Source organism: Elusimicrobiota bacterium (genome assembly GCA_028718185.1).
Classification (GTDB): Bacteria; Elusimicrobiota; UBA8919; order UBA8919; family UBA8919; genus JAQUMH01.
This window is the reverse complement of record JAQUMH010000001.1, coordinates 787564-802081: the sequence shown is the minus strand read 5'-3', so window position 1 is coordinate 802081 and position 14518 is coordinate 787564. Positions and strand designations below refer to the sequence as shown.

The 14518-nt window shown below is 33.8% G+C and carries 14 protein-coding genes; all 14 read left to right on the top strand.

Translation table 11 applies throughout. From position 1 onward, the window contains the following. The first annotated feature begins 83 nt into the window (after positions 1–83). The 14 genes from PHE88_03930 (at position 84) to hisA (ending at position 14477) form a co-directional block, all read left to right on the top strand. Entirely contained in the window at positions 84–2084 is a 2001-nt protein-coding gene (locus PHE88_03930) for a S41 family peptidase (protein MDD5686967.1), read from the top strand. A 110-nt stretch (positions 2085–2194) separates the two neighbouring features. After that, positions 2195–3127, top strand: a complete 933-nt coding sequence (locus tag PHE88_03925) for an ABC transporter ATP-binding protein (GenBank protein ID MDD5686966.1) — start codon at positions 2195–2197, stop codon at positions 3125–3127. Positions 3128–3323: 196 nt separating this feature from the next. After that, the gene (locus PHE88_03920; protein MDD5686965.1) at positions 3324–4112 is read left to right on the top strand and encodes an ABC transporter permease; all 789 of its coding nucleotides are present in this window, start codon (positions 3324–3326) and stop codon (positions 4110–4112) included. Then, positions 4109–5014, top strand: a complete 906-nt coding sequence (locus PHE88_03915) for a phosphatidylglycerol lysyltransferase domain-containing protein (GenBank protein ID MDD5686964.1) — start codon at positions 4109–4111, stop codon at positions 5012–5014. The genes PHE88_03920 and PHE88_03915 overlap by 4 nt, the downstream gene beginning before the upstream one ends. A 416-nt stretch (positions 5015–5430) precedes the next feature. Further along, positions 5431–6702, top strand: a complete 1272-nt coding sequence (gene rho, locus PHE88_03910) for a transcription termination factor Rho (protein MDD5686963.1) — start codon at positions 5431–5433, stop codon at positions 6700–6702. A 7-nt stretch (positions 6703–6709) separates the two neighbouring features. After that, the gene (locus PHE88_03905) at positions 6710–7591 is read left to right on the top strand and encodes a M23 family metallopeptidase (protein ID MDD5686962.1); all 882 of its coding nucleotides are present in this window, start codon (positions 6710–6712) and stop codon (positions 7589–7591) included. 101 nt (positions 7592–7692) lie between these two features. Continuing rightward, positions 7693–8079, top strand: a complete 387-nt coding sequence (rpmE, locus tag PHE88_03900; protein MDD5686961.1) for a 50S ribosomal protein L31 — start codon at positions 7693–7695, stop codon at positions 8077–8079. Positions 8080–8168: 89 nt separating this feature from the next. Then, positions 8169–9215, top strand: coding sequence for a peptide chain release factor 1 (prfA, locus tag PHE88_03895; GenBank protein ID MDD5686960.1), 1047 nt, complete (start codon positions 8169–8171; stop codon positions 9213–9215). Further along, a complete protein-coding gene (gene prmC, locus PHE88_03890; GenBank protein MDD5686959.1) occupies positions 9212–10057 on the top strand; it encodes a peptide chain release factor N(5)-glutamine methyltransferase in 846 nt (281 codons plus the stop codon). Before prfA ends, prmC begins: the two co-directional genes overlap by 4 nt. Further along, the gene (gene murA, locus PHE88_03885; GenBank protein ID MDD5686958.1) at positions 10038–11300 is read left to right on the top strand and encodes a UDP-N-acetylglucosamine 1-carboxyvinyltransferase; all 1263 of its coding nucleotides are present in this window, start codon (positions 10038–10040) and stop codon (positions 11298–11300) included. The genes prmC and murA overlap by 20 nt, the downstream gene beginning before the upstream one ends. A gap of 47 nt (positions 11301–11347) precedes the next feature. Then, the gene (gene hisD, locus PHE88_03880) at positions 11348–12565 is read left to right on the top strand and encodes a histidinol dehydrogenase (protein ID MDD5686957.1); all 1218 of its coding nucleotides are present in this window, start codon (positions 11348–11350) and stop codon (positions 12563–12565) included. After that, positions 12546–13154, top strand: coding sequence for an imidazoleglycerol-phosphate dehydratase HisB (gene hisB / locus PHE88_03875; GenBank protein MDD5686956.1), 609 nt, complete (start codon positions 12546–12548; stop codon positions 13152–13154). Before hisD ends, hisB begins: the two co-directional genes overlap by 20 nt. Then, positions 13151–13771, top strand: coding sequence for an imidazole glycerol phosphate synthase subunit HisH (gene hisH, locus PHE88_03870; GenBank protein ID MDD5686955.1), 621 nt, complete (start codon positions 13151–13153; stop codon positions 13769–13771). The genes hisB and hisH overlap by 4 nt, the downstream gene beginning before the upstream one ends. After that, on the top strand, positions 13749–14477 hold the full coding sequence (hisA, locus tag PHE88_03865; GenBank protein ID MDD5686954.1) for a 1-(5-phosphoribosyl)-5-[(5-phosphoribosylamino)methylideneamino]imidazole-4-carboxamide isomerase: 729 nt from the start codon (positions 13749–13751) through the stop codon (positions 14475–14477). Before hisH ends, hisA begins: the two co-directional genes overlap by 23 nt. Positions 14478–14518 lie beyond the last annotated feature (41 nt).

The following is a 14518-nucleotide window of genomic DNA, read 5'->3' as shown; positions in this document are numbered from 1 at the left end:
CACCGTAAGGCAGTGTGACTACAATTAAGACGAAGAGAAATCCCAAGCGTTAGACGGAAATTGATAACATGAGAAATAGTATTATGTATAAAATAAAAAATTTAGTTTTTATAGCAGTATTTATTAGTCTTTCAATGATAAGTATTGGTTTTTGTGACAATTCTACTTTTGGTCCTAATGAACTTCCTGTTGAATTAAGAAAATATATGACAGTCAAAGAGAAAGATGTCGAATATAAAACAGTTAAATTTTTGGATATTAATGCTTATGCAAAAGGCAAACGAGATAAAATACCTGAATATCTAACAAAAAAACAAGCGTTAGAAGATATAGATATGTTGGAATATCTATTTGAAAATGCGTATAGTGGAAAAGAATATTGGGAACAAAATGGAATTAATTTTAGTGAGATGTATAACAAGTTAAGGTTATATGTTGAAGGAACCAATAAAAATATAAAAGTTAAAGAAATTGAGACCATAATTGTATCTTATTTGAAAGATATAAAAGATGGACACTTGGGTATTTATGGCAAGAAGATGAATAGATTTTTCAAACACAAGGATGCTTATTTTGCAGATATATTATTAGAAAAGCGAGGCAATACTTATTTTGTAATAGATTCAAAAATAAAAAATGTTGTTATTGGTTCTATGTTCAACAGTAGTAAAGAGAATCTCTTCAAAACATTGTCTCCAAAAGGAAAAGAACACTATCTTATTGGGACACTGTCTTACGATGACCAGATAAAAAATATAGAATTAAGTTTTAATAACAAACAAGAAATTATTCCAGTGCATTCCTGTAGAATCAGAGCATCAAATTCTTCTAAGCGTTTTGGTGTTGGGAATCTTTATGATTTTAAATATTATGATGATGTCCCGATTGTTAGCATGAAAGAGTGCCCATCAGTTACCCAAGATGTACAGGATAAACTTATTAAGTTAGGTGGAGAACTAAAAGATAAGTCTTTATTTGTCTGGGATTTACGAGGCAATGGGGGAGGATCTTCTGATTTTCCGATGACTTTTATAAAAGGTTTAAATAAAGTTGCAGAATGGCAAATGATAGAAGGAATGTTAGTTTCTCCTGCAACAATGCAATCAGAATATAATAGTAAATATATAAAGGAGAATGAATTAAATGCAATAAAAAATAAACCTGTAAGGAAATGGCGGATTTGGAATAACAATAGTGAACGTAAATTAGGAACATATAAAGGAGTAATGATAGTAGTACAGGATAGATGGATAGGTTCTTCTGGTGAGGCAGCTATAGATTATTCACGGTCAGTGGGAAATAGTTTAAGAATCGGAGAAAATACAGCAGGTGTTGGAGTATTTGGTGAGGCAAAGTTTTATTATTTACCGAATTCTAAAATTATATTTCAATTGCCGTATAAAATATTTAAAATGAAAAATTTTGAAGAAACTATTGGTTTTACGCCCGACTATTGGGTTGACAAGAAAAATCCTACTGAAGAAGCGATTAGATGGTATAAAAATCATGAAACATATCAGTATAAATTTGAAATAGAAAGTTCTTCAGATGTCTATTCATATGTAAATTCAATCAAGGGGATTTTTTTGAAAAAAAATCCCGGAGTTTGTATTATTCCGACAAACGAAGAGAATAAAAAGGAGCAGAATAATCTTTATCTATATGTCAGGAAAATGAATGACATGTTTCTTGAAGAATATTCTATATTAACAGACAAAGAAGCGTTAAAACAAGATTTATCAAAGTATACTATCATTGTTTATGGAACACCAAAAGGTAATCTTTGGTTAGCCAAATATATAAATATGCTTCCTGTGCGGATTGAATCAGATAAAATCGTAGCAGATACTATTTATTCCGGGACTAACTTGAGATTTATTACAGATTGGTATAATCCGCAGAATCCTGAAAATGGTGTATTGATATATACTGCCCAAAAAACAGAGGATGTTATTGGTATAAATAGTGTTTTTCATGGTCCGACAGATTATGTAATCGCTAAAGATAAAGAAATATTTGTAGAAGGAAACTATATTAAACAAGGTAAGCGGTGGACGTTAGAACTTACAACAGAAAACAAGTAATACCCCATAACGGGGACGGTTCTGATTATTGGGGTGAAAAAAAGTAAAGACGATAGTTTATTGACATAGAAGAGCATTTTTAGCGTATTAAGTATATTAGAAATTTTAAAATGACAAACAATTTTGATGTTAAACAGGAAGTAATTCAGGCACGCAACTTATCAAAGGTTTTTGGTGATGTTGTAGCTGTCAATAATATTAATTTTTCTGTTTCAAAGCAGGAATGTTTCGGTGTGTTGGGACCTAACGGAGCCGGTAAAACAACATTGGTTAGAATGCTTTATTGTTTCATTGAGCCGACAAGTGGGTTTTTAAAAATTTTAGGAGAAGAAGCAGAAAAAAATCCGCGTCTTATTAAAGCACGTATAGGTGTATGCCAGCAGGATAATAATTTAGATCCCGATTTATCAGTATGGGATAATATGCGTGTTTTTGCCCGTTATTTTGATATAGTAGGAAATGAATCGAAATCACGGTGTGAAGAACTGCTCCATTTTATCGGTTTATTTTCTAAAAGAGATAGTCAGATAGATGACCTTTCCGGAGGGATGAGGCGCCGTTTGATGATAGCCAGGGCTTTAATTAATAAACCTGACTTTTTAATTTTAGATGAACCTACAACCGGACTTGACCCTCAAGCAAGACATCAGGTTTGGGAAAGTATAATACAACTTAAAAACCAGGGAACTACGGTTCTATTGACAACTCATTATATGGATGAAGCTGCACACCTTTGTGATAGGTTGATTATTATGAATAAAGGCAATATTCTTGTGGAAGGCAAGTCAAAAGAGTTAGTTCAAAAGTATATCGGTTCAAACGTGATAGAGATTTCGTCGTCAGATGAAAATATTGAGAAATATATTAAGGACAAGGGTTTCAACTATGAAAAAACTTCTACTCATTTTTTCGTTTATGTCAGAAGTGGCGGGGAAGAATTTACAGATATTTCCGGCAAATTTGGAAGTATAATTTGTACTTTACGAATGGCTAATTTAGAAGATGTATTTTTAAAGTTAACCGGCAGAGAACTTCTTGAATGAAACTGTTGAAAAAGCCCAATAGCGTCACCCCGAACTTGTTTCGGGGTCTCGATTCTTGTCGGTGAATTGGATGCTGAAACAAGTTCAGCATGACAAACAGGTGGTTTTTTAGCGATATCAAGGTAAAAATAAATGTAGCCGCAGAGCGAAGCTCTGCTTATGTCGACAAAGTTACGAGCAGATACTTAAATATAACATGAAAAGTATTCTTAAAAATATTAGTTGGAGAGCATGGCGTGTTTGGCAAAGGAATTTTGATGTATACCTTGCAACATGGAAGATAAATTTTATACCTCCTGTGCTGGAACCGCTTTTGTATCTTTTTGCTTTCGGTATATGTTTTGGCGAGCTTGTTAAATATGTTACTTATCAGGGTAACCAGATTCCCTATATGACATTTATTGCTCCGGGTTTGATTGCAACTGCAATTATGAACCATGGTTTTTTTGAAACAACATATTCTTCTTTTGTAAGAATGTATTATCAGAAAACATACGATGCAATTTTATCAACACCGTTAAGTATTGAGGATATAGTTTTTGGAGAGTTAATCTGGGGTGCAACTAAATCTTTGTTTGCAGGTTGTATTGTATTTGTTGTGGCACTTTGTTTCGGACTGCTCGCTTTCCCTATTAGTCTATGGATTTTACCTGTTGCTTTTGTTGCCGGGATGGCATTTGCCGGTATCGGTATGTGCTTTACAGCTGTTATAAAAAATATAGAGATGTTCAATTTCCCGGTATTCTTATTTATTACACCTATGTTTTTATTCAGCGGCGTTTTTTTTCCGCTTTCAACTTTGCCTCAATGGGCACAATATGTAGCATGGGGATTGCCTTTGACTTTTTTAGTGTCAATTGTCAGAGCACTCGCTTTAGGCATTCTTAGTAAAATTGTCATTTTTGAGTTTGGTATCTTAATATTATTAGCTTTCTTTTGCACTTTTTTAAGTGTCGCTCTGATGAAAAAGAGGTTGGTTAAATGAACCCGATTCCCGAGTATCCGAAAAAACGGTTTATTGAGCTTGAAGATAAACCTCTATTTGACAATCTTTTCAAAAAATACCCGCCGGTTATTTCGGAATTTTCATTTGTAACTCTTTTTGCGTGGCGGTGTTCTTATCAGTTTGCTGTTTCAACGTTAGAAGATTACATTATAATCAGTTTTATAGAAAACGATGTATTGAAAATTCTTGACCCCATTGGTGAAACGAATAGTAAAAAAAAAGACATTATTCTAAAATGTTTTTCACTTCAACCAAAAAATAATATCATAAAATTTACAGCTCTTCCCGAAGATACGATAACATTGTTTCGGGGGACTACTCAATTTATAATTAAGGAAGACCGTAACGATTTTGATTACGTATATCTTACCAAAGATCTTACTGAACTAAAAGGGAAAGGTTTTGACAGCAAAAGAAATTTCATTAGAAGATTTAAAAATAGTTACCCATTTACCTATAAAAAACTGACAAATAACGATATAAAGAAATGTATTTCTTTTATGGATGAGTGGTGTTTATTAAAAGATTGTCAGCATAAAGACGGTTTGTCTAAAGAGAGAAAAGCAATAAAATATATGCTTGAAAATTTCGAATATCTGAATATTAAAAGCGGGATAATCGAGATTGATGCCAAAATTATAGCAGTCAGTATGGGTGAAGCACTGAATTCAGAAACTTTTGTTGTTCATATTGAAAAAGCTAACAGTAATTTTATCGGTATCTATCAGGCTATTAACCAGATGTTTTGTGAAAGTGAGGCATCAGGTTACAAATATATCAATCGTGAACAGGATTTAGGTGTTCCCGGTTTAAGAAAAGCAAAAGAATCCTACCATCCTTTTAAAATGATTAAGAAATACACACTGTCTCTAAAGGATTAAGTTGGAATCAGTTGACTATTTTTTAACATTTTAAATATTTTAGAGAATTATTATTTTACTTGACAAAATAATTTATATTTTGTAATATATTAACACAGTTGAAAAACACATCTTTTAGAAAAATCCTTTCAATATGAAAATCCAAAAAAAAAGTTATATTAAAAATTAAAAATTTTATATGGAGTGCCATCCTAATTAAACGGATTTAATCGCTTTAATATTCCGATTCTTTTCCCAAAAATAAATAATAACAGTAAAATTTTGATTTCATTTTTTCATTTCAAGTGAAAACGGAGGACAAAGTGGAGCAGAACAACAAAACAGACATTCCTGCAGTATCAAAGAAAACGGAGGTTAAAGTGGAACAGAACGGCAAAACAGACATTCCGGCATTGTCAAAGAAAACGGAGAGTAAAGTGGAGCAGACCAATAAAACAGATATTTCTGCATTATCAAAAAAGAGTATTGTAGAACTGACAGATTTGGCAAAACAGTTGAAACTTGATGATATTGCCGGATTGAAAAAGCAGGAACTTGTATTTAAGATTTTACAGGGACAAATAACCCAGAACGGTCTTATGTTTGACGAAGGTGTTTTGGAAGTGCTGCCGGATGGGTTTGGATTTCTGCGTTCGCCTAACTCAAATTATCTTCCGGGTCCCGAGGACATTTATATATCACCGTCACAAATAAAGAAATTTGCACTGCGTAAAGGTGATACAGTTTCCGGGGAAGTGCGGCCGCCGAAAGAAAACGAGAGATTTTTGGCATTATTAAAAGTTCAGGCAGTTAATGGTGAAGATCCGGAAAAAATCAGAGAACGGATTTTGTTTGATAATTTAACTCCGCTTTATCCTCAGGGTAAAGTCAATCTTGAAACAAGAAAAGATGAATTAACGATGCGGATAATGGATTTACTTACACCTATCGGCAAAGGGCAGCGCGGTCTTATCGTTTCTCCGCCAAGAGCAGGAAAAACGATGATACTTCAAAAAATCGCCAATTCCATATCTACCAATCATCCGGAAGTTCACTTGATAATTCTTTTGATTGATGAAAGACCGGAAGAAGTTACCGATATGCAGCGTTCTGTAAAAGGCGAGGTAATTTCCTCAACTTTTGATGAGTCAGCTGAAAGGCATATTCAGGTTTCAGAAATGGTTATAGAAAAGGCAAAACGGCTTGTAGAACACAAAAAAGATGTTGTAATTCTTTTGGATTCAATCACACGTTTAGCCCGTGCTTATAATATCACCCAGCCTTCTTCCGGAAGAGTGCTTTCAGGCGGACTTGATTCAAACGCTCTTCAGCGTCCAAAAAGGTTTTTTGGCGCAGCAAGAAATATAGAAGAGGGCGGTTCTCTTACAATAATAGCCACTGCTTTGGTTGATACCGGAAGTAAAATGGACGATGTTATTTTTGAAGAATTCAAAGGTACCGGCAATATGGAAATACATCTTGACAGAAAACTTGCAGACAGGAGAATTTTCCCTGCAATTGATATTAATAAATCGGGTACAAGAAAAGAAGAACTATTGCTTTCAGCTGACGTATTGAATAAAGTATGGATTTTAAGGAAAGTCCTGACCCCGATGTCATCGGTTGAAGTTATGGAACTTTTGATTGAAAAAATATCAACAACAAAATCCAATAAAGATTTTTTGAAATCAATGGAGTTATCTCAGTAGGCACAAAATGATAAAATTATTGCATAAAATATTATTAGTCGGTTTAATCATATCTTTTGCCGTTACTTTAAATTTAACCGCTACACTTAGAAAACCCACTTATGAGGAACTTTCAGTTGCAAACTTAAAAGAAACGTCACCCGATTACGAGTACATTAAAACACTTGATGAACTTGTTATTTTAAATCATACTGTTACAAAGGGTGAAGATATTAAACAGATAGCACTGAAATATGGTACAGATGTTTCAACAATCAGGGGTATAAATAATCTTGAATCGGTTATTTTAAAACCGGATCAGCAGATTCTGGTTATAAATAAAAAAGGGCACATTCATACCGTTAAAAACGGAGAAACAGTAGAAACGATTTCTAAAAAATACAACGTTAATACGGAAGTGATTTTGATTGCAAATGACATGGAAGACGATGATGAATTAGTTAATGGCGAAAAAATATTCATACCCGGGGTAAAAATTCATTTTTCTGAATTTTTATGGCCGCTTACGGGATGTCGTATTACAAGCAGGTTCGGGTTAAGAAGACATCCGATTTTTAAAGACAGAAGGTTCCATGAAGGGCTGGATTTAGCAAATTATTTTAGAGCGCCTATCAGAGCGTCAAATGACGGTAAAATAATATTTGTTGGTTACAAATCCGGTTATGGCAAAACAATAATTATTTCGCATAGAGACGGATTTTCCACAAAATACGGGCATCTTAATTCATTTCTTGTAAAAAAAGGTCAATATGTTAAAATGGGACAAATTATTGGGAAAGTTGGTTCAACCGGAAATTCTACGGGACCGCATCTTCATTTTGAAGTTAGAAAATACGGCAGATCAATGAACCCTCTAAAATATATCGGTAATAAATTAAATTTAAGTTGACTTATTTCATAAATTTTATATAATAACTGACGTAATTTATAGTGTTTGTAGAGTTTTATTTTAACCCTAAAACTCTATAACCCAAACTGTGAGGTTTAATTATGAGAGAAGGAATTCATCCAAAGTATGTTGAGTGTAAGGTAGAGTGTGCCTGTGGTAATAGTTTTGTTACTATGTCGACAAAGCCGGAGATAAAATTGGATATTTGTTCAAAGTGTCATCCTTTTTTTACAGGAAAGCAAAAGTTGATTGATACGGCAGGGCGAGTTGATAAATTCTTATCAAAATATTCAAAAACCGGCGGAAAAACTTTAACGAGGAAGCCTAAAAAGGTTGTAATGAAAGTAAAACCGCTTAAGAAAATTAAAAAAGCAATACCAAAAGAATATACTAAAAAAGATTCGTTCAGAAAATCAGGACCGAAATCAGAATCAAAAGCGGAACCAAAATCAGAACAAAAAAAAGAAATAAAATCATCAGAGAAGTAGATTTAGTACAAAAAATATAAAGGCAAAGTTTTTCTTAATAAGGATTTCTTTGCCTTTTTAATTGTATAGAGCAAAGCGAGTGCTAGTTTATGTTAATAGAGAAATTAAAAGTTATTGAAGATGAATATCGGGAGATAGAAAAATCTCTTACCGATCCTGCTATAGTTTCTGACATGCAGAAGTTAAAAGATTTGTCAAAAAGAAGGAAGGAAATATTTTCTATTGTTGAAAAGATTAAGGATTATAAAAAGATTGAACATGAAATTTCACATATAAAGGAAATAATCAAAACCGAAGATTTGGAAATGGTGGAACTTGCTAAGTCGGAGCTGGTAGTACTAGAATCAAAAAAGGATAAACTCAGCGCAGAATTTGAAGAATTCTTGAAACCAAAAGATCCGCTCGATAAAAAAAATGTTATTATTGAAATACGGGGTGCAGCCGGCGGTGATGAGTCGGCGCTTTTCGCTTCTGAATTATACAGAATGTATACCCGTTATGCCCAGTTAAAAGGACTTAAAAGCGAAGTTTTGGAGATAAGTCCGACGGAATTGGGCGGAATAAAAGAGATAATATTTACTGTTGAAGGTGAAGGTTCATATGGTTTTTTTAAATATGAAAGTGGAACCCATAGAGTTCAAAGAGTACCAAAGACTGAATCAGCAGGCAGAGTTCATACATCTACTATAACCGTTGCTGTTTTAGTTGAACCCGAAGATATCGATGTAGAGATAAGTCCGAATGACTTAAGAATTGATACTTATCGTGCAGGAGGTCATGGCGGGCAATATCTTCAGAAAACAGATTCTGCGGTAAGAATAACCCATATTCCGACCAATACAGTTGTTGCCTGCCAGGATGAAAGATCACAGCTGAAAAATAAATTAAAGGCGATGAAAATATTAAAAGCCCGTATATATGATGTTATAAAAAATGAACGGCAAGCGAAAATTGCAAAGGATAGAAAACAGCAGGTTGGTACCGGTGACAGGAGTGAGAAGATTAGAACTTATAATTTTCCGCAAGATAGGATTACTGACCATCGCATTAATGAAAATTTTCATAATATACAAACTATAATGGACGGCGATTTAGATAGTATAGTGAATAAATTTAAAGAAAGTGAGATGTTATGAAGCCGATAGAACTTCTTAATTATGGGAAGGAACAACTGGGTAAAAATAAATGTTACGACGCAAGAATATTATTGGAACATTGCCTGAAATTAAAACCATCTGAGCTTTACCTTTCTAAAAAAAACATAAAAACTTACGAAAAGAATTTATATCGAAAGTTATTAAATAAAAAGGAAAAAGGTTTACCCACGGCTTACATTACGGAAAAGACGGAATTTATGGGACTTGAATTTCATGTTAATAAAAATGTTCTGGTTCCCCGTCAGGAAACTGAGAATTTAGTTGAAGAGGTAATCAAAATACTAAATACTAATCGTTCATTTTTGACTATTCTTGATATAGGGACCGGTTCCGGGAACATAGCAATCTCTCTGGCTAAATACGTTCCAAACGCAAGAATTGTTGCAACAGATATTTCAAAAGAAGCGTTGACTGTTGCTAAGATAAATGCAAAATCAAACGGTGTTTCCGACAAAATAACTTTTATTCAAAGTAATTTATTTGACCAATTCTATAACTCTAAAATCCTAAAACTCTATGACTGTATTATCTCAAATCCTCCATATATAAAAACGGCCGAGATAAAACGCCTTCAAAAAGAAATTCAGCATGAACCTGCAATTGCATTAGATGGCGGGTATGATGGTTTGAGATTTTACAGGGAAATCATATCTTCCGGTAAGGGATTTCTTAGGAAAAACGGATTTTTAGTGTTTGAAATTGGTTATTATCATTCAAAAATAATAAGGGAGAAAATGAGGAAAAATGGATTCAAAAACATAAAAGTGAAAAATGATTATTTGAATCAGGAAAGAATAATATATGGACAAAATAATAATTAATGGCGGTAGAAAGCTTTCAGGTGATGTAGAAATCAGCGGTTCCAAAAATGCCGCACTTCCGATACTTATCGCTACGCTTTTAACGGATGAAAAATGCATAATAAAAAATGTCCCGAAACTTGAAGACAATGTTACTGTACTTAAGTTATTAAAACATCTTGGCAAAAAGATAAAAAAAGAAAAAAATACAATAACTATTTCAGCAGATAAAAAAATAAAAACGGATGCTCCGTATGAACTGGTAAGTAAAATGCGAGCATCGATTCTTGTTGCAGGACCCTTACTGGCAAGATTCAAAGAAGCAAAAATTTCTCTTCCAGGTGGTTGTGCAATCGGAGTAAGACCTATTAATTTACATTTAAATGGTTTTAGAAAGTACGGAGCGCGATGTATTACATTGGGAGGTAGTGTCTCGTTATTTGCAAAGAGATTGTATTCTTCGAAAATCGTTTTTGATTTACCTTCGGTAGGTGCTACTGAAAATCTTTTAATGGCAGCAACATTGATTAACGGTGAAACAATAATAGAGAATGCCGCCGTAGAGCCGGAAGTGACAGATTTGGCGAATTTTTTAGTTAAGATTGGTGCTGATATTTCCGGAATAGGGAGCAGAATTTTAAAAATAAAAGGTGTAAAAAAATTGTCAGGTTGTGAATATACAATAATTCCGGATAGGATTGAAGCCGGAACATTTATTGTTGCATCTGCAATTACATCAGGTGATATTAGAATTGTCAATTCCATCCCTGAACATTTAGAAGCACTTGTGGAAAAGATTAAATTAGCGGGTGTAAAAGTAGATTTAGAAAACAAATGTTTAAAAGTAAAAGGTTCAGGTAAAATAAAGTCTGTTGATGTTGAAACAGCAGTTTATCCCGGTTTTGCAACAGACTTACAGCCTTTGTGGATGGCTTTAATGTTGTGTGCTTCCGGAGAGACAGTAATAACCGAGACTGTTTTTGAAAATAGATTGCAAACTGTGGCGGAATTTATAAGAATGGGAGCAGATATAAAAATTAAAGGAAATTTTGCTATTATAAAAGGAGTTAAAAAACTTACCGGAACAAAAGTTGTCGCGTCCGATTTAAGGTCTGCAGCTGCTCTTATACTCGCAGGGCTTTCAGCGGAGGGAAGGACTGAAATTACAGGACTTGAACATCTCGACCGCGGCTATGAAGATATAGTAGGTAAGTTGAAAAAACTCGGAGCAAATATTAAGCGAGTCAGTCTGGCTCATAATTGATGTGGAGCCAGATTGATAATTGACAGAAAAAGTAATATAATGATTTTATGGTAAAAAATACAGATGTTGCGGTTATTGTTAGAAGTATAATAAGTAGAGTTAAAAATGAAGGTGATATCGCCGTTGCATTTTATACAAAAAAATATGACGGAATAAGTATTAAACCCGGAAATTTTAAGGTTTCTGAAAAAGAAACGTATAAAGCGATTAAAAAAGTTAGTAGTGATTTTTTAAATACAATAAAACAAGCAAAGGAAAATATTGAGTTTTTTCAAAAAAAGATATATCCAAAATCAACTATCATCAGAAAAAAGGGAATTGTTTTAAAACATATTTTTAGACCTATAGAAAAAGTGGGTATTTATATCCCGGGCGGAGAATTTGCATATCCATCAACAGTTTTAATGACAGCTATTCCTGCAAAAGTTGCAGGTGTGAAAAAAATTGTTATGGTAAGTCCATCTAACAATCTTACAAGGGAAGTTTTAGCAACCGCTAAAATATGCGGTGTTGATGAAATTTATCGTATCGGTGGGGCCCAAGCGATAGCTGCATTGGCTTATGGGTCAAAAACTATTCCTAAAGTTGATAAAATAGTTGGTCCTGGGAATGTTTTTGTGACCGAAGCTAAAAAGCAGGTTTTTGGTGAAGTAGGTATTGATATGTTGGCAGGTCCGAGTGAGGTATTGGTAATTGCAGATATGACAGCCCTACCTGAGTTCGTAATTGCTGATTTGCTGGCACAATGTGAACACGACAAAAATGCCGGAGCCGTTTTAATTTCATTATCAGGAAAATTAGCAGATACTATTATGAAGTCATTGCGAGCATTAGCAAAGCAAACTCACAGTGATCTTTTAGGTCAGGTAAAAATTATCAAGGTAGCTAATATTGAACAGGCAATTAGAATCGCAAATGAAACTGCGGCTGAACATGTTGAGATTATGGTAAAAAATCCTGAAAAAGTTGCCGAAAGAATAAAAAATGCAGGAGCAATTTTTATGGGCAATTACTCACCTGTTGCAATAGGTGATTATTTTGCCGGACCAAGTCATGTACTTCCTACCGGCAGGACTGCGAAATTTTCATCAAGCCTGTCTGTATATGATTTTATTAAATCATCATCTGTGATACATTACCAAAAATCCAGCTTAAATAAATTTGCAAATGAAGTAATGAAACTGGCAAGAACAGAAGGGCTTATAAAACATGCTGATTCGATAAAGGTAAGATTTTGGAGGAAAAGTGAGAAAAACAAAAATTAAGAGAAAAACATCAGAAACTAACATAGAACTTTCACTTAATTTAGACGGTAGCGGTAAATATAAAATTAACACAACTATTCCGTTTATTGACCATATGCTTGCATTGTTTTCAAAACATTCTGCGATTGATTTAAATATAAAAGCAAAGGGCGATATTGAAGTTGATTATCATCATCTTGTTGAGGATTTGGGTATTGTTCTTGGTGAAGCGATAAAAAAAGCTTTAGGGAAAAAAATTGGAATAGCGAGATATGGAAATTTTTTACTTCCAATGGACGAAGCTTTAAGTTATGTTGCAATTGATTTGTCGGGGAGGCCATATTTTTCTTTCAATGTTAAATTTTCTGTTAAACAAAGCTACGCCTCTGGTGGGAAAAAAGTTATTAGTTTTGACTATTGTTTAATTGAAGAATTTTTTAGAGCCCTTTCTAATTCCTGCGGGATGAATTTACACATAAAAAACCATACCGGTAAAAATAATCATCATATATCAGAATCGATTTTTAAAGGATTTGCAAAAGCACTCCAGCAGGCGGTAAAAATTGACAAAAAAACCAGGGGAGTTCCCTCGACCAAAAAATTATTATGATTGCAATTGTTGATTATGGCATGGGTAATTTGAGGAGCGTTCAGAAAGCGTTTGAGTTTATCAACAGAAAGGCAGTTATTACTGCTGATAAAAATAAAATATTAAAGTCGTCGTTAGTTGTGCTTCCTGGAGTAGGTTCTTTTTCCGCCGCCATTACAAATCTCAAGAAGTTAAAACTTATTGAAACGATTTATAAGGTTATTAATAATAATAAACCGTTTTTAGGATTGTGTCTTGGGTTGCAGATTCTTTTTGAGCGAAGCGAAGAAGGGAATTGTAAGGGACTTGGAATATTTAAGGGTGAAGTGAAAAAGTTCTCATTTAAAAGCGGGTTGAAAATTCCGCATATGGGGTGGAACAATATCAAACACAAGAAGCAGGAAGCAGGAAGCAAGATATTTAAAGGGATAGAAGATAACTCGTATTTTTATTTTGTGCATTCATATTATGTTAAACCAAAAGAAGAAAAGATTGTTGCAACTACTACAAATTATGGCGTAAATTTTGCATCATCAATTTTTTATAAAAATATTTTTGCAACCCAATTTCATCCTGAAAAAAGTCAAAAAAAGGGGTTACTGTTGTTGAAAAATTATGTTAATTATACCGGCAATTGATATTCGTGATGGTAATTGTGTAAGGTTAAGTCAGGGCAAACTTGAAGCAGAGTGCATTTATTCAAAGGACCCGACTTTTATTGCAAAAATGTTTCAGTCCAAAGGCGCAAAACGGATTCATATAGTTGACCTTGACGGGGCATTTAAAGGAGCACCGCAAAATCTGGTAGAACTTGAAAAGATACGCCAGGCAGTGTCCATAGAAATTGAGTTTGGCGGCGGAATCAGGAAAATTGAAACTCTTGAAAAAATTGCCAATATGGGGATTGATAAGATAATTCTCGGCACAGTAGCAGTTTTTAATCCTGAGTTAATGAAAGAAGCGGTTAAGAAATTTAAAGACAGGATTATTCTTGCCATAGACGTTTTTGACGGAAAGATTGCAATCGGGGGTTGGAAAGAAGTAACACAGCATGAAGCATTGGAATTTGCAAAAAGCGCTAAAGAGATTGGGATTAAGGAAATAATAGTAACTGATATAAAAAAAGACGGAATGATGGAAGGTCCTAATATTGAAGGCATAAGAAAAATATGTAAAAGTGATTTAGCTGTAATAGCATCAGGCGGTGTCTCAACGATTGATGATGTGAAAAAAATATCGGCGCTTGAAAAATATGGTGTTTCCGGAATGATTATCGGGAAAGCCATTTATACAGATTCCATAAAACTAGAAGACGCTATTACACTCACGAATAAACACGAATAAGCAAAGGATCACGAATAAAGCACGAATATTTATTCGTGATA